Consider the following 22,994-nt stretch of genomic DNA (forward strand, 5'->3'; position numbering starts at 1 on the left):
ATATATATTTTTTTTTTTCTTCTTTCATATTCTCTAATTCTTCTTTCGCCATACTAAAACCGTAGTGCGATATATCTGCATATTTTACGTTATATTCACATGCTGATACACAAACATATCTGTTTAATGATCGCTCATTAGGGAATTGTTCTTTTTTCTTTATCCCTTTTTTTAAGTGTTTATTATAATTTTCTATTATATTTGTTGTATAAATACTTCTTCTTATTGATTTTGGAAATAAATAATATGTAAACAAACAATCTCTAACATCTAATAGACTGTTTGTTACTTTGGGGTATTTTTCTTTGTATTTATCTATAAATAATACTAGATTCTTTTCAGCCTCATCTTTTGTCGATGCTTGATACACTGCTTTTAAATCTTCTGATATTTCTGCTTTATCTTTTGTTCTTACTTTTAGTAAAACATTTCTTATTACATGTGTCCAACATGTTTGATACTTCGCTTTAGGAAATGCTTCTTCAAGCTTTTCTTTTATTCCTTTTAATCCATCTGTGACAAACAATAATACTTTATTTAAACCTCTTTTCTTAAGATCTTCTAACATATTTTTATAGTTTTCTGGTGATTCTATTGGAAATAATTCATATGATAGGATTTCTTTTTCTCCGCTTATTGTTATTCCTATTAATATATGTAGCGCTTCTTTTCCTACTGTTCCCCTTTTTACACTAATATATGTTGAATCTGCATATACTACCGCATAATCTTTTGTTATTTTTCTTGAATGGTATTCTTTAACTTTTTCATCTAATTGTTTAGTTATAACACTTATTGTTTGTGGTGAATAATAGTGTCCATACAATTGTTCTACAATTTTACCTATTTCTCTTGTAGTCATACCTCTTTTATACAGTAATATTATTGTTTCTTCTAAATTTTGTGTGTTTCTTTTATATGGTACTAGGGTTTGAGGTGTAAATTCACTATTTCTATCTCTTGGGACTTTTATTGACAGTTTCCCATACTCACTATATATTGTTTTTGAATAACTTCCATTTCTTGAATTTCCTGTATTATATCCTTCTACAGAATGTTTTTCATAATTTAGAAATCCTGTAAGTTCAGCTTCTAATACTGTATTAATAGCTTTTTCTACTTCAGCTCTAAATATTTCTGAAATATCTTCTCCTTTTAGTAGTGCATTTACTAATTTTGTGTTATTATTATTCATGAGAGATTCCTTTCGTAATGAGTTGTGGTTAACTTTATTTTACACCTAGGAGTCTCTTTTTTCTATGTCTTTTTTACTATTCCTCTTGACTTTTCTGTTTACACAAAATATTATACACTATCTTAAAAATGTTTATTTAATGTATGATATATCAACGGAAAGTAAAATAAATAGAGCCTTAATTTACAAGACTCTATCAACTTTTATTCATTTTCTTCAAGATTATAAAGTAATTCATATAATGCTTTTGCATCTAGTTTTTCTTTTTCTTCCTTGCTAATATCTCGAACTAATTCTCCTCTGTGAAGAACTATTATTCTGTTCCCATATTTTACCGCATCTTGAATATTGTGAGTTATCATTAAAGCTGTTAATTTCTTTTCTTCAATCTTTTGTCGAGTAAGCTCCATTATTTTCTTCTGAGTTTTTGGATCTAGTGCCGCCGTATGTTCATCAAGAAGTAAAAGTTTTGGAGTAGCCATAGTTGCCATTAAAAGAGCTATAGCTTGACGTTGACCTCCAGATAATAGACCCATTTCACTATCTAATCTATCTTCAAGACCTAAGTCTAAAGTTGCTAATAACTTTTTAAATAGTTCTCTATCTTCTTTAGTAGTTCCAGGCTTAAATCCTCTCACTTTTCCTCGACGAAGTGCTAAAGACATATTTTGTGCAACAGTCATACGGGGAGCTGTTCCATCTAAAGGATTTTGGAAAACTCTGCTGATAAATCCTGCTCTCTTATGTTCTACTATACTACTTACATCTTTTCCTTCAATTAAAATCTCACCACCATCTAGTGAAAAAGAACCTGCTAGTGCATTAAGAAAAGTTGATTTCCCCGCTCCATTTCCACCAAGAATAGTGATAAAATCACCATCTTTAATTTCTAGACTAACATTTTTTAATGCATGTTGTTCTCTAATCGTACCTGGAAAGAACGTTTTATCTATTTTATTAATTTTTATAAATGACATGAGCTATACATCCTTTCTCTTAGCTTTTAGTTTTAATTGAGGTAATGTTAAGAATAAAGCTATTACTAAAGCTGAAACTAATTTGAAATCATTAGCTCCAATAATATTTAATTTTAACACTCCAACTAGTAATAATCTATAAATAATCGCACCACAAATTACACATATTAATCTTGTTGTAAAAGTTACATCCTTAAAGATTACTTCTCCTATAATAATCGCTGCTAAAGCTACAACTATAACTCCAATTCCACTATTAACATCTGAATAACCATTATTTTGTGCTAAAATCGCACCAGCTAAAGAAATTATTCCGTTAGCAAGCATTAATCCTAAAATCGTCATCGATTTAGTAGAAATACCTAAAGCTGTTGCCATCTTTTCATTATCTCCTGTTGCAATTAAACTCTGACCTAATTCTGTTGAAAAGAATAAAGACATAGCTAAGATAATTAATCCAGAAAGAATAATTCCAACAAGTACAGTATCATAATGAGTTGGTAAGTTTAACCCCTGAATTTTACTGAAAATCGTATCTTTATTGATTAAACTTAAATTTGGTCTTCCCATAATTCTAAGATTCACTGATAATAATGCAGTCATTGTTAGAATCCCTGCAAGTAAACTTGGTATTTTACAAACAGTAATTAAAAATCCTGTTACAAGTCCTGCTAACATTCCTGCTACTATAGAAATTAATGTAGCAATAATGGGATTAATTCCATTATGTATACAGATTACGCATACCGCAGCTCCTAATGGATACGCACCCTCAGTAGTCATATCTGCAATATTTAATACTCTAAAACTAATAAATAATCCAAGCGATAATATTCCCCACAGCATTCCTTGTGAAATCGCTGAAATAAATAAATCCATTTTACACCTCTTTTTTATTTTTCCCCTAAATTAATATTATATAATTTAGAGCGACTCATAAACAACTATTTATAATAACGATTTTATGAGCCGCTCCTTTAATATATTTACTTCCTAAAATAGTTTGTTAATAATATAATATCAATAATGTTATTTTTTATCTACTACTTTTGCTTTATCTTTAATTTCTTTTGGAATTTCGATTCCTAATTGTTTTGCTTTTGCTTCATTTAGGTAAATTACACCCTCATTCGCAAGTACGATTGGCATATCTTTAGTATCTGCACCTTTTAATACTTTAGCAACAACTTTTGCTGTTTCAACACCGATTTGATATTGGTCAACACCTAGTCCTAAAAGTCCTCCATCAGCTACCATTGTATCTGCAGATGGGAATACTGGAATTTTTTTAGCGTCTGTTACTTTTACTACTGTTGCCATTGCACTAGCGATTGTGTTATCGATTGGTACAAAAATTGCATCAGTTTGTGAAGCAAGGCTTTCTGTTACTTGTTGAATATCATTTGTATTCGCTACTGTTGATACTTTAACTTCTAATCCTAATTCTTTAGCTAATTTTTCAGCTTCTTGAGCTTGTTTTACAGAGTTATCTTCACTTGCTGTGTATAGAATACCAACTTTTTTCATGTTAGGTAATACTTTTTTCATGATTTCAAGTTGTTGTTTAATTGGAGTTCTATCACTAACACCAGTAATATTGTTTCCTGGTTTATCTTCAGCTTTAATTAATCCTGCTTCAACTGGATAAGTAATACCACCCATGATAATTGGTTTATCTTTAGTTGCGTTTGATAGAGATAAAGTAGCTGGTGTTGTAATACCTACTAAAATATCGTTGTTATCTGTAACTAGTTTTTGACCCATACTCGCTAAGTTACTTTGATCACCTTGAGCATTTTGAAGATCAATTTTTAAATTCTTACCAACTTCATATCCTTCTTTTTTAAGTCCATCTTCTAAACCTTTATAAATTTGATCAAGAGCTGGGTGACTAAGTAATTGAAGTACCCCTACTTTTACCTCTTTATTATCAACTTTTTTAGTATCTTCACCTTTCTTACTAGAGAAGTAACCATAACCTAATACACAAACTAATAATACCGCAAATGCTACAAAAATTTTATTTATTTTCATTTTAATAATCTCCTTTTTTACTTTAATAATATTTTTTGTAATCAAAATTTAGAAGCGTATCTATAGAAAAAGACCACTAGCATAATATCTAGTGGTCCCTCGACATTTTTTTAATATAAAAAACCACCTAGATATTTCTATGTGGTCTCATTTTTTTCATCACAAATAATCCACATAGATACTTACTTCTCACCTGAGAGTCGTATCTATGTTAAAAAGAAACAAGATCGACTCAGTATCTAGTGGCTTTGCCAACGAATATTTAATTGTAGCGTGTCAACTTGATACAGTTTCATAAATCTTTTTTTCTCCTTTACGTTTAATTCTTGTTTACATTATAGCAACAGTTTTTTTTATTGTCAAGATATTTTTCAAAAAAAATTAAAAGATTCTGACAATTCATCTAAGATTATTAATACCTTTGAATTTTCAGCTTGCAAAGAAAATAGTAAATACGAATATTTTCAAAAAAAATATTAAAAAGATATTAAAGGTGTTTTATGTATATTTTCTGTACTATAAAAACTAAGGTGTTTTCTTAATCATTTTTGAAACTTATGAAAATAATTCGTTTTCATACCTAATATATTTATTTATATATATTAATACACATATATAATCTTTTGAATTACTGTTATACCGTCATTTATTATTAATTATAATAAATAGTATTTTACATGAAAATAAAATTGAAAATATATCATTTTCATGAAAATTTGTACTTGAAAATGATTTTTCAGAGGAGTATGATATATATATGTTATTAAAAAAGTAAGTTAGGAGAATTTTTATGGATAGCCAGATAGCTATAGAAGAAAAAGACAAATTATTTAATAAAGGATTTATAACAATAACTACAATTAATTTTATCGTATTTTTAATTTATTACTGTTTCGTAGTTATTACAGCTAAATATGCAACTTCTCAATTAGGGGCAACTGCTGCTCAAGCAGGATTTGCCGCTGGTATTTATATTATCGGTACACTTGTTGCTAGACTTTATATTGGGAAAAAATTAGAAATTGTTGGTCGTAAAAAAATTTTACGTTTTGGAGCATTAATCTATTTAATCACAACAGCAGCTTACCTAATTTCATCTAATATTGTTATTTTAGATACTGTTCGTTTCTTAAATGGATTTGCTTATGGAACTATCTCAACTGCAGCTAATGCAATAGTTACAACTTACATTCCTAAATCTCGTAACGGTGAAGGTATCAACTACTACGGATTAAGTACAAGTTTAGCAGCTGCAATCGGACCATTTATCGGTATGTTATTACTTCCTATTACAGGATTTAATGCAGTTATTATTTTAGCAATCGTATTATCTGTAGCAGTTACAATTGCTTGTTTCTTATTCCCAGTTCAAAATATTGAATTAGACGAAAAACAAAAAGAATTATTAAACAGCTGGGCTTTAAATACATTTATTGAATACAAAGTATTATTCATCTCTACTGTAGCATTCCTAGTTGGTTTAGCTTACTCTAGTGTATTAGGATTCTTATCTATCTACGCTGATAGCTTAAACTTATCTACTGCTGGGGCATTCTTCTTTGTAGTATATGCTCTTATCGTTACAGTTACTCGTCCATTCGCAGGACGCGTATTTGATGCACGTGGTGAAAATGCAGTTATGTATCCAAGTTTTGTATTCTTAACATTAGGATTATTAATGTTAAGTTTCACAAACGGTAGCTTCATGTTATTATTCTCTGGTGCTTTAATCGGTTTAGGATATGGAACATTCATGTCAAATGGACAAGCAGTTTGTTTAAAACTTGTTGATTCTACTAAAGTAGGTATTGCATTATCTACATACTTCATCGGATTAGACCTTGGTCTTGGATTTGGACCATATGCACTAGGTACAGTTCAAGGAATCTTATCATACAGAGGAATTTACATCCTTTGTGCAATAGTAACAATTGGAGTAACTGTTCTTTACGCTATGTTCTACAAAGGTAAAGAAGTACCAGTGCTAAAAACTAAAACTAGTCGATAGTAATATTAAAAACATTAAAAAGTATCCCTCAATTAAGGGCTACTTTTTTTTATAACTAATTATTATTCATAACAAAAGAGGAATGATACTGTATCACTCCTCTTTTAATTTTTATTTTTCTGGATAACGTCTTGCGACATCTACTAACTTTTCTTTTATAATCTTTTTAGGATCTTCATTAAGATGATAACACATTGCTAGAGCATAAATTAGTACATCTGCGAGTTCATCTTTTATCTCTTGTATATTATCCCCCTCTTCACTCCATTGAAAATGTTCTAGTAATTCTGCCGCTTCTATTGATATACTTTTAGAAAATCTTTCTAAAGTATCGTACTCTCCCCAACCTCTTTTTTCTCGAAACTCTGTTATTATAGTTTTTAATTCTTTCATCTTTTACCTCTTAGATTAAACTATTATTTGTTAAATTATTATATAAATTATAGAATTCTGCTAAAGTTAAAGTTTCACTTCTTCTTCCCGGTTCAATATCACTATCTACACAAGCATTTTGTAAATCTTGCTTTTTATCCTTACCATAACTTGAAATTAAGTTATTTAATAAAGTTTTTCTACGTTGTACAAAACATGAGCGCACAAATTTAAAGAATTTAGCCTCAGTTTCAAATTCGCGAATTTCTTTTGTCATAATTTTCACAACTGCACTCTCAACATTCGGTGCTGGTACAAATACTTTTTTTGGTACAGTAAATAAATACTCAACATCTGTATAGTAATTTAATAAAATTGTTAGTGAGTTATAATCTTTTGTTCCTACCTTAGCATTTAGTCTATTAGCAACCTCTTTTTGCATCATAACTACATAACCATCAATTTTCTCAGTATTTTCTATTAAGTGAGTTAAAATTGGTGTAGTAATGTAATAAGGTAAGTTAGCTACTACCATTATTTTTTCACAATCTGACATCTTCTCAGCGATTATTTTATCAACATCGACTTTTAAAATATCATTATTGATAATCTCAACATTAGGATAATCTGCAAGTGTCTCAGATAAAATCGGTAAAAGTCTACCGTCAATTTCAAATGAAATTACTTTTTTAGCTTTTTTGGCCAATGCTTCTGTAAGAGAACCTATCCCAGGCCCTATTTCTATTACTCCTACATTTTCATTTACTCCCGCTCCATCAACGATTCTATTTAAGATATTCGCATCTATTAAGAAGTTTTGTCCTAAGCTTTTCTTAAATGTAAAGCCATGTCTTTTTAGTATCTCAAAAGTTTTCTTAGGTGTTCCTATCATTATTTTAATCCTTTACTTATTTTTGTCATCTCGTCTAATAAACGTTCTTTAGAAATATTATACATATTAAGTTTGTTTAATAATTGTTTGGCATTAGTATAACCTATATTTAATTTTTCACAAAGTTCTTCTCTTAGAACTTTAGAAGTAGATCCTCCTACCAAACCTAATTCTATTAATATTTCATTAGTAATATCATTTTTCACCTCATCCATCGGTGTGTAATGATTTTTTATAGCCGCTATAATATCTTCTTTACTCGCAGCTTCTATTCCAATTTTCCCTTTACTATCAACGGCCTTTTTATTTGATATATATGCATGTTTTGCCGTAGGAATATTTTTTTCTATTATACTTCTAATTCTTTTTCCTGCATAATCAGGATCTGTTAAAACTATTAATCCTCTTGTTTTTTCTAAAAAGATTAATCGTTCTATTTTTTTCTTAGTAAGGGCAGAGCCATTAGTTTCAAATGTATCGCAATCTATTGCTTCTTTAACCCTATTGGTATCATCTCTTCCTTCTACTACTATTATTTCTTTGATTTTCATTTTATTATCCTTTAAAAAATTCATCAGTCTATTATAACATATTTAGACATATTTTGCTCATGCTAGCATGAATATTTCAAATAGTTGTATATTTCATGCGTAATTTCATGATGAACTGTGTATTTATAGTCTCCACAAAGAAATTTCTTTTTCAATTCAAATTTCTCTTTAAGCTTAATTTTTTCTAGTGCTTTTCCTTTTTTACACACTAGTATTTCCCAATGTTTTTCAAACTTAACTAAGTAACAATCATAAGTCTTATCTTTTCCATATTCTCCCCAAAAATATAGAAATCCAACAAAGTCAAATAGTATATGCCACCATTTAACTATTTTTCTTCTTTCTAACAAATAAACTTTCTCACTCTTAATAAGATAATTATATAATTCTTCCATAACTACCACCTCTTTATAGTCATTATAACACAAAAAATCCTTTGCAGAAAATACTACAAAGGAATGTTTATTAGTGTATATCTTTTTTCTTGAAGTTAGCTCCACTGACTTCACTAACTGTTCCAATCGATAGAAAGGCATTCTTATCATTTTTAAATACAATTTTTTTTAGTTTTGATTCTTCAATACGAGTTATTACACAAAATATAATTTTTGTTTCATTTCCTGAATAACCACCTTCACCATGTAATAAAGTCACACCACGACCGAGTCTATCTTGGATTTCTTGACTTATTACTTGATAATTACTTGTAATAACCATAACAGATTTAGAATCGTTTAGTCCCTCAATAACAATATCCATAACTTTAGATGCAATGAAATAACTTATCATAGAATATAATGCTGCTTCCCATGTGAAAACAAATCCAGATGCGATAAAGATAACAACATTTATTCCAAGAACCATTTCACCTACAGAAATCGGTAATTTTTTAGTAGCATAGATTGAGAACATCTCACTACCATCTAATGTACCCCCATTTCTAATAACTAATCCGACCCCTATTCCTAATATTATCCCACCGAAGATACAGGCTAAAAATGGATCCGTAACTAGTGGTGGAATACTATGGAAGTATGATGTAGCTACAGAAAGAATAACAATTCCAAAAATAGAAGCTATTGAAAATCCTTTACCAATCTGCTTGTATCCTAAATATAAAAATGGGATGTTGAAAATGAAGATAAATAACCCCAGTGGTAATCCTACATAATGGCGGGCAATAATTGATACACCAATTACTCCTCCATCTAATATATTATTGGGAATTAAGAAAAATTCTAACCCCACTGCAAAAATTAATGACCCTATAATTATGCTAATGTATTTTTTAAAAAACTCTATTTTGCTTTCCATTGATTCTCCTTTTTATTTTATTTTTGGCAAATAGGACAAAAATGACTAGAACGACCTTTTATTGTAACATTTTCTACATCATGACCTAATGGACAAACTTTCTTTCCATAAATCTGATGAAAATTTTGCATGTTTCCTTCTCCACCATCAGTATGAACATAATCTGAAATTGTAGATCCACCCTCTCTTATCGCTAGATCTAAAATATCAACTAATTCTTTAAATAAACTTTCTTTTTTCTTTTTAGAAAGTTCACTAGCCTTAGTTAAAGGATGTATTTTTTGACGATATAACACTTCACAATCATAAATGTTACCACATCCACAAAATACATTTCCTTCAAGAAGAAGAGCCTTTATCGACTGATCCTTATATTTATTTTCAGCTAATTTATCTAGAAAATATTTTTTAGCTTTTTTATCAAACGGTTCTGGAGCGAGATTAACAAAAGGTTTAAATTTCGTTACATCTTCTATGTATCTAAGTTCGCCAAATCTTCTAATATCACTGTAGACTAATTTTTCTCCAGTTGATAATTCAAAGATTACATGTTGATGCTTGAAGTAGTTTTTATTAATAATTTCTGCTATATCTTTTACTAAAAAAAATGCTCCCGTCATTCCAAAATGTGTGATAATATATCCTTCATTTAAAGTAAAATATAAATATTTCCCTCTACGAGATAATTTTTCTATTTTTTTACCTATAACATTTTCTGAAAAATACTCAATATCTTGTTTAACTATAGCCATTTTATTTAATTTATGACTTTCTTTTACTACACTCGAATATTTTATATCTAGAATTTGTTTATTTATTACTACTTCTTCAAGACCGAACTTTATATTCTCAACCTCTGGTAATTCTGGCATAATGTACTCCTATTTTTAAACTTACTTTTTATTTTAATACAATTATTTAAAAAATTCAAAGATTTCTCTTCAGATACTTCTTCTATTTTTATATAAATAAATCTAACTTTCTATCTTTATTAATAGCATTAAATTGAAATTTGTAGTATAATGATAGAGTTATAATGTATAGAAGGGATTATATTAAATGAAAGAAAGAATATCTAGAAGAGATAGACTCAGTTCTGGGTCAAGAAACAATAAACGCTCTCCTAAAAAAAGAGGTTTTAAAAAAATAATATTTACAGTTCTAGCACTACTATTTTTAGGAACAGGAGCTTTTGCCGCATACACATTTTTCAACTTCTATAATTCAACTCACAGAGGATACAAAAAAGTTGATTACTTAAAAGAAGTTGATCCTAACTTCAAGAAATTTTCAGTACTAATTTTAGGAATAGATATGAACGATGATCGTAAGGCTCAAGGGCAAACACGAGCAGATAGTAGAACAGACTCTATGATTTTAGCAACTGTTAACAAAGATAAAAAACGTATGGACATGGTTAGTATTCCTCGTGATTCTCTTGCTTTAATGCGTGAAAAAGATGACGAGAATAATAATAGTGCATATTTCTACGATAAAATTACACATGCTCATGCATACAATGATGTAAAAGGAACAACAAACGCTGTAGAAAACTTATTAAATACACCTATCAACTTCTACGTACTAATTAACTTCAAAGCCTTTGAACAAACAGTCGATGCGTTTGGAGGAATTGATTTATATGTACCATTTGATATGGATGAACAAAATGCTAACGGGGAAGAAAATACTGTTAAATTGAAAAAAGGTTGGCACACTCTAAACGGTGAACAAGCTCTTGCATTTGCTCGTAGTAGATATTACGATAGTGATATTGAACGTGGACAACGTCAACTTCAAGCTATCCACGCTCTTATTGACAAAGCAAAAAGCTTAAACGCTTTAACTAAAATTAACGATGTAATTAATATCGCAGGTGATAATGTAGAACATAATCTGTCATCAACAGAAATCTCTTCAGCGATAAAAATGTTCTTTAATGATGATATTCAAATCGTTTCACACAGAATCGATGGATACGATGTAATGTATAACGGTGTGTATTACTATTATCCACGTCCACTATCTCTATTATACGCATCATCAGTGTTAAGAGATAATTTAGATTTACCATTACCGAAAGCAAAAGACCTATTAAATATTTATTATCAAGGACATATAAATATAGGCTTAAAAACATATCGAATAAATAATCTATTACCAAAAACTATATATCCTCAAGTCGCACTTACAGTAATGTCACATGAAGATTTACTAATCAATCTGCCTGAACAGCTTTCAAAAGAAGATTTAAAAAATGATATAACAGTAAGTAACGAAAATAGACCCGATGAAAAGGGTAATACTGAAAACACTACCAACAATAGTGGTCAACATTAAAATAATACAACCGGCGTAGGTACTACAAATACCCATCAAAATACCGGTGTAAATAATAACCAAGAATAAATAATTAATATCCCATCAAAAACTATTTTTGATGGGATATTAATTATTTATTTGAAAATTTTACATTTACAGTTCCAGTATTTGAAGATGTGAATAATTGTTTCTTTTTATTTGAGCTATTTGTAAAATTTGATTCTTCATCACTTAATTCAGCTATAATATTACCTTCTGTTGTCTTAAGAATAATAGAATTATTTGCAGTAAGATTACTTAAAATAATATTACCAGTAGTTGTTTTTAAATTAATATTGTCTGAACTTTCACTAGGAAGATTACTTACCTCAATATTTCCTAGTTTATTAGTTATATTAATATCTTTTATTGTTGATGATGACAACTCTGTATCTCCTGTTTCATTATCAACAATAATATCTTTTAAATCATTAATATTATTTAATTTAACATTTCCTGTAGCAACATTTATTTTTAGAGAACTATTCTTACTTTTTAAATTATCTATTTTTAAATTTCCAGTTGCCAACTTAATTTCCGTATCAGAAATTGAAGTATTAGTTAGATATACATCACCAATTTTACTATTTATCATAAGAGATTTAATATCTAGATCTTTTATAATAAAATTACCTATTTTATTTTCCGAATTAATATCGATATTAGAAGACTTAGGTATTCTGATAATAAATTTTCTTTTTTCAGTAAAGAAATTAAAATTAATACCCACAATATTTTTATTTTCTTTTATAGATAACTTATTTCCTATGTGCTCTATATTAACTTTACGTTCTAGAGCAGTATAGTATTCTATTTCCATATTTTTAGAATCAGTATTCTCTTCTATGATTACATCAGAATCAATAATTTCTAAATCTAAATTTTTAACATCATTAATTGAGACAGTATAATTCTTTTTCTCAGAATTAGAAGAAAATCTAGGTATATGACCATTATTTAAGTAAGTTGCTAATCCAATCAATACTATTCCAAAAATTATAAAGCTAACAGCAATTTTTATGAATTTATTCATTTATATACACCTCTTTTTTGAAAATCTTCACAAAAATTGTTCTGATGTTTATATCATTTTGACGTAATTTTTTATATATTTTTATCAACCAGTAAATACCAATTAAACCAGCCCCTGAAATAACAAATCCAAATCCTAAAGTATCTAAGAAATACGAAATATTTCTTTCATAAATAAGATAAAATGGGGATTTTAATATTAATAAGATTCCACCAATGAAAATAGCTATAATAGAAAGTACAATACTAAATATTATAGACAGAATAACTATAAAAAGACTAGCGACTAGAGAAAATATAGTTATCCAAGCAGGAAATAATAATACGGTAATAATAAAGCCGAGCTCTGTAGGGATTTTTCGAGGTATAAACCTCCATACTAGTTTTGTTTGTTTTTTCCCAATATTATGTTCATCTAAAATCTGATCAACGATGATATTAATATCCCCTAATTGCGATACAGCTTCTTCTTCACTTAAGCCCTCATCAATACGATCATCAATCATTTCTTCGAAAAAATTGAGTGTTTTATATATCTCTTTTGGCGATAAATAAGGTTTTAATTTATTTCCCAAAAGAGCGCAGAACTGTGTCTTATTCATATTTTTCATCTCCTAATATATATTTATGTGCATTACTTATTACTTTCCAGTCGATAAGAAATTCCTGAATTTTATTGAGACCAACATCTGTAATTTTATAATATTTTCTTAATCTACTATTATGTTCTACCGAATATGAGGTAACACAATCGTTTGCTTCCAAGCGTTTTAAGATTGGATATAACGTTGATTCCGATATAGGAATTACATTTGAAACATCTTTTATAATTTTATACCCATATGATTCAGAATTACGTAAAGTAGCAAGAACACATATTTCCAATAAACCTCTTTTTAATTGAGCTTCCATACAAATATCTCCTTTCACATAATACTATACATTACATAGTATAATTTGTCAAGTAGTATAATGAGAAATATATTCTAATTATTGACATTTTATTTATAATACATCATAATTAATATAGTAAATTCAGCAAATTATAAATTACAAAGGAGGTACTATGACGAAAAAATTTATTACAATCAAAGAAGATTCATACGATGAATTTGTAGAGAAAAAATCTACATTCATTACTCATCTTATAAGAATTACTAGCGAAGAAGAAGCTCGAGAGTTTATTCAAAAAATGAAGAAAAAACACTACGATGCTACACATGTTTGCTCATGCTATGTAGTTGGTGATAATAACGAAATAACTCGTGCTAATGATGACGGAGAACCTAGTGGAACTGCTGGAGCTCCAATGTTAGATGTACTGGTGAAAAACGAAATAAAAAATGTCTGTGCCACAGTTATCAGATACTACGGGGGAACTAAGCTAGGAACTGGTGGTTTAGTTCGTGCATATGGTGGTGGAGTAATTAACGCGCTAAAAAATGCAATATTGGTAGAAAGAAAAGATGCTTTTGAAGTTAGACTAGAATTAGATTACAGCTTAAACGGAAAAATAGAATATGAAATTGGAAAAACTAATTTTATCGTGAACAACTTAGAATACACTGACAAAATCGTTTATACAATTTATGTAATGCAAGAAGACTATGATAACTTTGAAAATTGGATTGCTAACCTAACTAACGGTCAATTCAAAATTCTATCTTCAAAAGAAAAACAACTCGAATTTGATATTAAATAAAAGAAAGAAGGTACAAGAAACCATACTTCATGGTCTCTTATACCTTTATTATTTATTTCTACTAGAAAACTCATCTATCCACTCTTTTAAATCAGAGATACCCTTCTCTACTATTTTTTCTTTATTATTGAATACTAAATCCAAGCCCTCTACTCTTATAACTTTAACCTTGTCTATTCCTAGGATGCTAAATACCCCTCGTACATATTGAACTGCAAAGTCTAAATTAGTATATTGGATATGCTTATCAAATTCTCCCCCACTAGTTATAATGAAGGTTATTTGTTTATTAGAATCATCTAATCCTATTAAAGACTCTACCTCACATTTAAAAGTTTCATTTACTATCATTATATTATCAATATAATCTTTAAATTTTGATACTACATTAAAATTGTGAAGTGGCATATAAATAAATACTGCTTCAGCACTCTTCCATTGTTCTAATAATTCTTTTTGTCTAATTTTATCCTGTTGTTCTTTTTCTGTTAATTGTACTCCCCCATAATTAAACATAAACTTATCCATCATCGGAATGTGAGTACTCGAATCATATAAATTTATCTTTTCGATATTGTTAAACCCTTCTTCTATTAATTTTTCTTCACCAATTTTTGCTAAAATATTAGTAATTCTCTGCTTTCCATCAAAATCTGGATGACACATAATCTGTAAAATTTTCATACTTTCACCTCAAAGAATAATTCATTATAAGAAATAGCTCCTTATCTAAAGTAAGACAAGAAGCTATTAATATTATTTAAATTCTGAATAAATAGTATTTATAGTTTTTTCATAATCATCATTATGAACACCGACGATAATGTTAATCTCATCATTAGTTTGTGAAATTAGTGCAATATTTACTCCAGCTTCCCCTAGTGCTTTGAATAATCTACCAGATAGTCCTTTTGTATTTTTCATTTTTTCTCCAACTGTAGCAATTAGAGAAATCTCATGAGTTACATTTACCTCATCCGCATCTAAAACTGCTTTAATTTTAGCTACTAACTCATGAATAAATGGTCTAACATTACCTGTTTCAACAACCACAGAGAATGAGTCAATTCCACTTGGAATGTGCTCGATACTAACATTGAAGTCTTCAAAAATTTTCAGAGCTTTACCAATTAATCCAACTTCATTTGCCATGTGACGTTTTTTAATAGTAATAATAGAGAAATCTTTTTTCCCTGCAATACCTGTAACTATTTGTTTCGCATCTAGATGTTTATTATCTGAGATAATAGTTCCTTCTGCTGTTGGATCATTTGTGTTACGAATTTGGATTGGAATGTCTTTATCACGTACTGGGAAGATTGCTTCTTCATGAAGAACACTTGCACCCATATATGAAAGTTCACGAAGTTCTGTATAACTAATTACTTTAATCTCATGTGGATTGTCAATAATACGAGGATCTGCCATTAAGATTCCAGATACGTCAGTCCAGTTTTCATAAACACTTGCATTTGCAATATTAGCAACAATCGCTCCACTAACATCTCCTCCACCACGAGTCATAATTTTAATTTCACCATTTGGTCTACTTCCATAGAACCCCGGAATAAGAAGACGATCGTACTCTTTTACAATAGCATCAAAGGCTGTTTGAGTTTTTTCAAAATCAATCTCACCTTGGTAGTTATAAAAGATTAAGTCTTTAGCATCTACAAAGTGATATCCTAAATACTCTGCCATTAATAAAGCTGTTAAATATTCACCACGGCTTACTAAATACTCTTCATCAATACCTTTACTAATTTCAGATTTTAATTTAGCAAGTTCACCTTCAATATCAAATTTTAAATTTAATTCACTTTTAATAGCAATAAATTTATCTTCAATCATTTTAAAGATATTATCAAAATTTATATTGTATTTAGTGTGTGCATAGCATAAATATAGTAAATCTGTAACCTTATTATCTTCTTTATCCGCCTTACCAACAGCACTCACTACAACAAAACGACGTGCATCGTCTAATTCTACAATATTTTTAACTTTTTTAAATTGTTCGGCACTTGCTACCGAGCTTCCTCCAAATTTTGATACTCTAACCATCTTAACTCCTTTTTCTAATTCATGTTGTTTGTATTTTTATTACTAATATATATTATATAACTATCTGTAGAAAAATCAATAAATTTTCTGAAAAATCTAACATTTATTTTCAATAATCACTTTATTACTTATTTTTAATTATTTATGAAACTTAGCAACTACAAATTTACTGTCTTTCTCTCTTACTTCATCAACTAAAGAACTTAGTTGTTTTAATGAAATTTCTTTTGTTCTTACATAGTAGTTTTCTCTGTACTGTTCAACACTTTCAACTAATTCACCTGATAATTCTACTGATGAACGAACTAAATAATTTCTTCTAGTTAATTCTTCTGAATAAGATAAATCATTCTTAATTACTACATCAACTCGAGTTGAACCTTCATTTATATCTACTATATCTTGAACAATGGCATTTCCTGTTGGAAGTTTTCCTGCTCCTTGTCCATAAAACTTAAGTTCTCCGATGAAAGAACCATCTAAAGTAATAATATTATTATTTAAAGGAACAGCCGCTTCTTGAGATTCTTTTCCAAATATAGAAAGCATTACAGATGTTTCATACTCCCCATTTTCTACATTTGTTTCTCCAATATATTTAACAGCCAAGTCATATTTTTTTAAGTAATCAATATCATTTTTTGTAATGTTTCTCATAGAATACGTAGGGAAATCAGGTTCAATATGAATGTCAAAAGCAAGTGCATTACTCAAGATAATTTTGTTAACAACATCTCCACCATCTACATCAGCACTAGGATCAGCCTCTGCATATCCTAAATCTTGAGCAGTTTTTAATGTAGAATCAAATTCTTGATCATTTCTGTACATATTATCTAAGATATAGTTACTTGTTCCATTAAAAATACCATACACTCGTTTTACTTCATCAACACGTCTAGTTCTCTCTAAGTTAACAAGCCATGGAATTCCTCCACCAACGCTTGCTTCAAAAATAAACTTAACATTATTCTTCTCAGCTAAAGCAACAAATTCATCTAAATGCTTCGCAGCCACAGCTTTGTTCGCTGTAACAACATGTTTACCATTTTCTAAAGATCCTTTAATAAAATCGTACGCAGGATTTAATCCTCCTAAGCACTCAACTACTACTGAAATTTCTTCATCATTTAAAATTTCATTAATATCATCTGTAGCAAGATGCATCTTATCACGACTTCTTGCGAATACACTCTTCACTTCTATTTTCTTTAATTCTTCTGATTTACCATTAGTTATAATATCGTATACTCCACTACCTACTGTACCATATCCCAAAATCGCAATTTTCATAACTTTTTTCCTCCTAAGATCATTATTTATTTTCAATTATTATAGTTAAAAGTTTATCAAGTAATTTTTTTATGTCAAATATATCAACCTAAAAATATTCAAAAAATTTCAATTTTTCGAATATTTTGACTGTTTTTATAATTAATTTTGGTGTAAAATTAAAGGTATAAAAAATTTTTAAGTTCTTTTTTAAAAAAACACTTGTATTTTTACAAAGAACATTGTATCATATATACAACGATAAAGCAAGGAGATTTTAGATGATTTACGAAAGTACAAGAGATATTAATAGAAAATTAAATCCAAGTGAAGCTATTCTTCAAGGACTAAGTGAAGAAGGCGGACTTTTCGTTTTAAGAGATTTAGGAAAAAATAAATTAGATTTAGAAAAATTAATCGGAAAAAGCTACTATGAAGTAGCTGAAGCCGTGCTACGTCTTTTCGTAGACTTTAGCGATGAAGAAATTAAAAAATGTGTAGAAGAAGCATATAGAGGTAAATTCTCTCATGAAAACATTACTCCTCTAGTAGGATTAAAAGATAGCTATGTTCTTGAATTATTCAACGGACCAACTAGCGCATTTAAAGATGTAGGTCTATCACTTCTTCCACAATTAACAAAAACAGCACTTACAAAAGTAGAAGACAAAAATGATATTCTTATCTTAACAGCGACTAGTGGAGATACAGGTAAAGCCGCTCTTGAAGGTTTTAAGGATGTAGATAGAACAAAAATCATGGTATTCTATCCTAATGATGGTGTAAGTACAGTACAAAAAACACAAATGCAAACTCAAGAAGGTAAGAATACAAAAGTTTGTGCGATTCATGGAAACTTTGACGATGCTCAAAGTGGGATTAAAGAACTATTCGTTGATGAAGAATTCAAAAAAGAATTACTTTCTAAAAACATTAAGTTATCAAGTGCAAACTCAATCAATATCGGGCGTCTTATCCCTCAAGTAGTTTACTATGTTGTTTCTTACTTAGACTTAGTAAATACAAACAAAATTAAATTAAACGATAAAGTAAACTTTGTAGTACCTACTGGTAACTTCGGTAATATTCTAGCTGGTTACTACGCTGAACAAATCGGTTTACCTGTAAATAAACTTATCTGTGCAAGTAATAACAATAATGTACTTTATGATTTCTTAACAACTGGTGTTTATGATAAAAATAGAGACTTCTTAAAAACAGTATCACCAAGTATGGACATCTTAATTTCTAGTAACTTAGAGCGTCTACTTTACTACATTAGCGGTTGTGATAACGTATATATTGCTAAACTTATGAAAGACTTAAAAGAAACTGGTCGCTTTGAAGTTACCGGTGAAGTATTAGATAAGATAAAAGACAAGTTCCAAGCTGGATTTGCTGATGATGAACAAACTAAAGAAACTATTAAAGCTGTCTATGAAAAAGATAACTACCTATTAGATACTCATACTGCCGTAGCTTACAAAGTTCTTCTTGATAATTTAAATAATGAGCATGCTAGTATTGTATTATCAACAGCATCTCCATACAAATTTACTGAAAGTGTCTACTCTTCACTATTCGAAACTCACGGAGAAGATGAGTTTACTCTTATGAATAAACTTCATGAACAAACAAAAGTTGTTATCCCTGAGAATTTAAGAGATCTTGACAAAAAAGAAATTAGACATAAAGATGTAATTAATAAAGAAGATATGAAGAAATACATCTTAGAGAAACTAGGTGATTTATAATGGTAAGTGTTCGTGTACCTGCCACTTCTGCGAATGTTGGATGTGGATTTGATAGCCTTGGTGTTGCTTTAACACTTTACACTACTTTTAAATTCGAAAAATTAGACAGCGGTCTAGAATTCGTCGGATTTGAAGAACGTTTTTCAAATGAAAATAACCTAGTTTATCAAACATTACTAACTACACTAAAAAAATTAAATAAAGAAATTTCAGGTGTTAGAATATCAATCGATAATGATGTACCGATTAGCCGTGGTTTAGGTAGTAGCTCTACTTGTGTAGTCGCTGGTATATACGGTGCGTACTTACTAACTGATACACCTATTGATAAACAAGAAATCTTTACAATAGCTAACGAAATCGAAGGGCATCCCGATAATGTTTCACCAGCTATTTTCGGAAGTCTAAGTTCATCTTGTACTACCGATAGTAAAGAAGCGGTAACTGTAAAATATGAGGTCGATGAAAGATTTAACTTCCTAGCATTAATTCCAAACTTCGAAACTTCTACTGAAGAAGCTAGAAAAGTAATGCCAAAAGAAATTAAACTTCAAGATGCAATCTACTCATTATCACGTATCGGATCGGTTATTAAGGCATTTGAAACTTATGACTTAGAACTTCTTAATAAGGTTATGGGAGATAAAATCCATGAACCTTACAGAAAAGAAATAATACATGAATATCACGAAGTTAGAGAAATTTGTGAAAAAATTGATAGTTCAGCATTTTTCATTTCTGGAAGTGGTTCTACATTAATGAATATCGTTAGCAATACTAACAATATTGAAAAAATAAAAACTGAACTTGCTAAATTAAAATACAACTGGCAAGCAATTTTACTAAAAGTTGATAAAGAAGGAACAGTAGTTCTAAATTAATATGTTAATAATTTTTGAACTTCTTCTTTTATTGCAGAGAAGGAGTTCATTTTGAAATAATTTTTATACAAATAAAGGAGAGATTTATTATGCAAAAATCAAGAGTAGCCGTATTAGGGGCAACAGGAATGGTAGGACAACGTTTATTAGTATTATTAGAAAATCACCCATACTTTGACGTAGTTAAATTAGCAGCGTCACCTCGTTCTGCTGGTAAAAAATATGGAGAACTTATGGAAAGCCGTTGGAAATTAGACCACGCTATCCCTGAATACACAAAAGAGTTAGTTGTTGAAGACTTATATAAAATTGACGAAGTTTCTGAAGGAATTGACATGGTATTCTGCGCTATCAACCTTGATAAAGAAGCTTTAATCAAACTTGAAGAAGACTATGCTAAACGTGAAGTAGTTGTTGTTTCTAACAACTCTGCAAATAGAAACAAAGACGATGTACCGATGATTATCCCAGAGATTAACTCTGCTCACCTAGATGTTCTTCCAGCTCAAAGAGAGCGTCTTGGAACTAAAAAAGGATTTATCGTTACTAAACCTAACTGTTCAATTCAAAGTTATGTTCCTATCTTTGAAGCAATTAAAGAATACGGTGTTAAAGAAGCATCTATCTGCACTTACCAGGCTATCTCAGGAAGCGGAAAAACTTTCAATGAATGGCCTGAAATGATTGAGAATATCATTCCTTATATCGGTGGCGAAGAAGAAAAAAGTGAAAAAGAACCACTTAAAATCTTTGGTAAAGTAGTTGATGGAAAAATCGTTCCAGATGATTCTATGAAACTATCAGCTCAATGTATTCGTGTTCCAGTTCTTGACGGTCACCTTGCTTGTGTATCATTCAATTTAGAAAATGACCCAGGATTAGAAACTTTAGTTGAAAAAATTAAAAATCATGTTCCTGAAATTGCTAAACATGACTTACCACTAGCACCAACTCCATTCATTAAATATTATGAAGAAAATGATCGTCCACAACCAGTGCTTGATCGTGACAACGAAAAAGGTATGCAAATTACTGTAGGTCGTTTACGTGAAGATAACCTATTCGATTACAAATTCGTAGGACTTTCTCATAACACATTACGTGGAGCAGCTGGTGGAGCTGTATTAACTGCAGAACTAATTAAAAAATTAGGATACTTAGATTAATATTATAAAACAATACTCCAGGAGAACTTCTCTTGGAGTATTTGTTATTATTAGTCTCTTAGTTTCTATTTTACTATTTCTCTCATCTCTACTTTTCTATTTTCTTTTAAAGACAATGTGCATGCATCAGCAGTCGCAATTGACTCTAGAGCTGCGACACCATTTAATAGTTTTTCATATTCTTTTGATACTTTTTCTCCATTCAAAATATTATGCAAATACAACATTTCTTTATCTATACAGCTTTGTAACCAAAGAGGGCAACGTACATTAGGATTTCCATAAGCTATTCCTCCGTCCATTCCTCTACCTGTATAAATAGCCGTTCTGTCATCATCTTCTTCTTTTGATTCATGGATTAAGAAATAACTCTCTCCTTCTCCTACTACTCTTAAAGTACCTTTAGTATTATATAAATCTAATTTTATAGCTCCTTTTGTACCTTCTATAAGGACATAGTGTTCACCCCATCTAAAAGCATTCCCATATTCAAGTACTGCGTATCGTTTATTAGAAAATTCCAGATTAACTATTAAGAAATCATCTTCATCACCAAAATTTTCACCGACATGACATACATTTCCGCCTATCATAGTTGCTTGCTCCGGTAGACCATCCATAATAAATTGAATACAATCAAGTTCATGAATGTGATGATATAAGTGTCCTCCAGACTGTGATCGAATTTTTTTCCAAGAAACAGTTTCTTGTTTTTCTTCCCATCCTGTTCTTGCAGCATGACAAAATATTACATCTCCTATTTTCCCTTGCTTAATCAATTCTTTTGCGTGACGTACTCCATTAAAAAAGTTCATAATATGACCTGCCATAAAAATCACATTATTTTCTCGACAAGTTTCAACCATAACCTTACAATCTTCATAAGATAAAGCGATTGGTTTTTCACAGAATACATGTTTACCATTCTTAGCGGCCAATAATACTGGCTCACGATGTAAATTACTCGGTGTTGCGACGATAACACAATCTACCTCATCTAGACCAACCAACTCTTCCAACGACAAACAATTTTTTGTATTAAGCTCCTTAGAAACTTTCTCTCCATTTTCCGGATCAAAAACTGCAGTCACCTTCGCATCTTTTATTTTTTCTAATGAACGAGCTAGATCTGCTCCGAAATAACCTGATCCAACAATTCCATAATTTGTCATAATAAAATCCTCTTTTCATATTCCTAAACAATTAAGAAATAATATTCTATTCCCTTATATTTATTATACAACTTACTAATACAAATTTAAAGATTTATTTTCTGTTCATTTTAATATAAATTTAAATCTTTAAATGCAAATCTGATATATTTCATTTACTAACTTAATTTGGTTCTTCAAAATTTAGGACTGATGAGAAGGGTCATGAGCTTTAAGCTTATGATTCCTTTTTTTTTAAATAGATATT

General features: G+C 29.6%; 23 protein-coding genes. 6 read left to right on the plus strand and 17 right to left on the minus strand.

Going from position 1 to position 22,994, the window contains the following annotated elements; genetic code table 11:
• The 4 genes from JX287_RS03965 to trpX all read right to left on the minus strand — a co-directional run.
• A partial coding sequence (locus JX287_RS03965) for an IS256 family transposase (protein ID WP_204642345.1) occupies positions 1 to 1,195 on the minus strand: 1,195 nt, incomplete at its 3' end.
• A gap of 203 nt (positions 1,196 to 1,398) precedes the next feature.
• Positions 1,399 to 2,172 (minus strand): ABC transporter ATP-binding protein, encoded by a 774-nt coding sequence (locus tag JX287_RS03970; RefSeq protein WP_204642353.1) that lies wholly within the window; start codon positions 2,170 to 2,172, stop codon positions 1,399 to 1,401.
• Positions 2,173 to 2,175: 3 nt separating this feature from the next.
• Positions 2,176 to 3,051: an ABC transporter permease gene (locus JX287_RS03975; RefSeq protein ID WP_204642355.1), complete on the minus strand. Its 876-nt coding sequence runs from the start codon at positions 3,049 to 3,051 to the stop codon at positions 2,176 to 2,178.
• Between the two features lie 150 nt (positions 3,052 to 3,201).
• Entirely contained in the window at positions 3,202 to 4,206 is a 1,005-nt protein-coding gene (gene trpX / locus JX287_RS03980; protein ID WP_003147243.1) for a tryptophan ABC transporter substrate-binding protein, read from the minus strand.
• A gap of 790 nt (positions 4,207 to 4,996) precedes the next feature.
• On the opposite strand from trpX, the gene JX287_RS03985 reads away from it, so the two are divergent.
• Entirely contained in the window at positions 4,997 to 6,214 is a 1,218-nt protein-coding gene (locus JX287_RS03985) for an MFS transporter (protein ID WP_204642357.1), read from the plus strand.
• Between the two features lie 111 nt (positions 6,215 to 6,325).
• Here the strand turns inward: JX287_RS03985 and JX287_RS03990 are convergent, their stop codons facing one another.
• The 6 genes from JX287_RS03990 to mutM form a co-directional block, all read right to left on the minus strand.
• Positions 6,326 to 6,607: a nucleotide pyrophosphohydrolase gene (locus JX287_RS03990; protein ID WP_204642359.1), complete on the minus strand. Its 282-nt coding sequence runs from the start codon at positions 6,605 to 6,607 to the stop codon at positions 6,326 to 6,328.
• Between the two features lie 10 nt (positions 6,608 to 6,617).
• Complete coding sequence (gene rsmA / locus JX287_RS03995; RefSeq protein ID WP_204642361.1) at positions 6,618 to 7,478, minus strand: 16S rRNA (adenine(1518)-N(6)/adenine(1519)-N(6))-dimethyltransferase RsmA; 861 nt, start codon at positions 7,476 to 7,478, stop codon at positions 6,618 to 6,620.
• Positions 7,478 to 8,029 carry a ribonuclease M5 gene (gene rnmV / locus JX287_RS04000; protein WP_204642408.1) on the minus strand — a complete coding sequence of 184 codons (552 nt, stop codon included), beginning with the start codon at positions 8,027 to 8,029 and terminating at the stop codon, positions 7,478 to 7,480. The genes rsmA and rnmV overlap by 1 nt, the downstream gene beginning before the upstream one ends.
• Positions 8,030 to 8,091: 62 nt before the next feature.
• Positions 8,092 to 8,424 carry a hypothetical protein gene (locus JX287_RS04005; protein ID WP_204642363.1) on the minus strand — a complete coding sequence of 111 codons (333 nt, stop codon included), beginning with the start codon at positions 8,422 to 8,424 and terminating at the stop codon, positions 8,092 to 8,094.
• A 70-nt stretch (positions 8,425 to 8,494) separates the two neighbouring features.
• On the minus strand, positions 8,495 to 9,343 hold the full coding sequence (locus JX287_RS04010; RefSeq protein ID WP_204642365.1) for a YitT family protein: 849 nt from the start codon (positions 9,341 to 9,343) through the stop codon (positions 8,495 to 8,497).
• 17 nt (positions 9,344 to 9,360) lie between these two features.
• Positions 9,361 to 10,215: a bifunctional DNA-formamidopyrimidine glycosylase/DNA-(apurinic or apyrimidinic site) lyase gene (gene mutM, locus JX287_RS04015; RefSeq protein ID WP_204642367.1), complete on the minus strand. Its 855-nt coding sequence runs from the start codon at positions 10,213 to 10,215 to the stop codon at positions 9,361 to 9,363.
• A gap of 187 nt (positions 10,216 to 10,402) precedes the next feature.
• On the opposite strand from mutM, the gene JX287_RS04020 reads away from it, so the two are divergent.
• Positions 10,403 to 11,683: an LCP family protein gene (locus JX287_RS04020; RefSeq protein WP_204642369.1), complete on the plus strand. Its 1,281-nt coding sequence runs from the start codon at positions 10,403 to 10,405 to the stop codon at positions 11,681 to 11,683.
• Positions 11,684 to 11,795: 112 nt separating this feature from the next.
• Here JX287_RS04020 and JX287_RS04025 read toward each other — a convergent pair whose 3' ends face one another.
• Genes JX287_RS04025 through JX287_RS04035 form a run of 3 tightly spaced genes read right to left on the minus strand, consistent with a single transcriptional unit; the run spans position 11,796 to position 13,648 of the window.
• On the minus strand, positions 11,796 to 12,737 hold the full coding sequence (locus JX287_RS04025) for a DUF4097 family beta strand repeat-containing protein (protein WP_204642371.1): 942 nt from the start codon (positions 12,735 to 12,737) through the stop codon (positions 11,796 to 11,798).
• A complete protein-coding gene (locus tag JX287_RS04030; RefSeq protein WP_204642373.1) occupies positions 12,730 to 13,338 on the minus strand; it encodes a DUF1700 domain-containing protein in 609 nt (202 codons plus the stop codon). Before JX287_RS04030 ends, JX287_RS04025 begins: the two co-directional genes overlap by 8 nt.
• The gene (locus JX287_RS04035; protein ID WP_060913527.1) at positions 13,331 to 13,648 is read right to left on the minus strand and encodes a PadR family transcriptional regulator; all 318 of its coding nucleotides are present in this window, start codon (positions 13,646 to 13,648) and stop codon (positions 13,331 to 13,333) included. The genes JX287_RS04030 and JX287_RS04035 overlap by 8 nt, the downstream gene beginning before the upstream one ends.
• 154 nt (positions 13,649 to 13,802) lie before the next feature.
• On the opposite strand from JX287_RS04035, the gene JX287_RS04040 reads away from it, so the two are divergent.
• Positions 13,803 to 14,438 (plus strand): YigZ family protein, encoded by a 636-nt coding sequence (locus JX287_RS04040; RefSeq protein ID WP_204642375.1) that lies wholly within the window; start codon positions 13,803 to 13,805, stop codon positions 14,436 to 14,438.
• 48 nt (positions 14,439 to 14,486) lie between these two features.
• Here the strand turns inward: JX287_RS04040 and JX287_RS04045 are convergent, their stop codons facing one another.
• The 3 genes from JX287_RS04045 to JX287_RS04055 all read right to left on the minus strand — a co-directional run bounded on the left by JX287_RS04045 (position 14,487) and on the right by JX287_RS04055 (position 17,795).
• The gene (locus JX287_RS04045; RefSeq protein ID WP_204642376.1) at positions 14,487 to 15,122 is read right to left on the minus strand and encodes an NAD(P)H-dependent oxidoreductase; all 636 of its coding nucleotides are present in this window, start codon (positions 15,120 to 15,122) and stop codon (positions 14,487 to 14,489) included.
• 72 nt (positions 15,123 to 15,194) lie between these two features.
• Positions 15,195 to 16,502 (minus strand): aspartate kinase, encoded by a 1,308-nt coding sequence (locus JX287_RS04050; RefSeq protein ID WP_204642378.1) that lies wholly within the window; start codon positions 16,500 to 16,502, stop codon positions 15,195 to 15,197.
• A 138-nt stretch (positions 16,503 to 16,640) separates the two neighbouring features.
• Positions 16,641 to 17,795 (minus strand): homoserine dehydrogenase, encoded by a 1,155-nt coding sequence (locus JX287_RS04055; protein WP_204642386.1) that lies wholly within the window; start codon positions 17,793 to 17,795, stop codon positions 16,641 to 16,643.
• A gap of 260 nt (positions 17,796 to 18,055) precedes the next feature.
• Between JX287_RS04055 and thrC the strand changes: the two genes are divergently transcribed.
• The 3 genes from thrC to asd all read left to right on the plus strand — a co-directional run bounded on the left by thrC (position 18,056) and on the right by asd (position 21,575).
• Positions 18,056 to 19,528, plus strand: a complete 1,473-nt coding sequence (gene thrC / locus JX287_RS04060; protein ID WP_204642394.1) for a threonine synthase — start codon at positions 18,056 to 18,058, stop codon at positions 19,526 to 19,528.
• Positions 19,528 to 20,409: a homoserine kinase gene (gene thrB / locus JX287_RS04065; protein ID WP_204642396.1), complete on the plus strand. Its 882-nt coding sequence runs from the start codon at positions 19,528 to 19,530 to the stop codon at positions 20,407 to 20,409. Before thrC ends, thrB begins: the two co-directional genes overlap by 1 nt.
• 89 nt (positions 20,410 to 20,498) lie before the next feature.
• Positions 20,499 to 21,575 carry an aspartate-semialdehyde dehydrogenase gene (asd, locus tag JX287_RS04070; protein WP_204642398.1) on the plus strand — a complete coding sequence of 359 codons (1,077 nt, stop codon included), beginning with the start codon at positions 20,499 to 20,501 and terminating at the stop codon, positions 21,573 to 21,575.
• Positions 21,576 to 21,640: 65 nt separating this feature from the next.
• Here asd and JX287_RS04075 read toward each other — a convergent pair whose 3' ends face one another.
• Positions 21,641 to 22,747, minus strand: coding sequence for a Gfo/Idh/MocA family protein (locus JX287_RS04075; protein ID WP_204642400.1), 1,107 nt, complete (start codon positions 22,745 to 22,747; stop codon positions 21,641 to 21,643).
• Positions 22,748 to 22,994: the final 247 nt, after the last annotated feature.

It is taken from the genome of Gemella haemolysans, from assembly GCF_901873445.1.
Taxonomy (GTDB): Bacteria; Bacillota; Bacilli; order Staphylococcales; family Gemellaceae; genus Gemella; species Gemella haemolysans_C.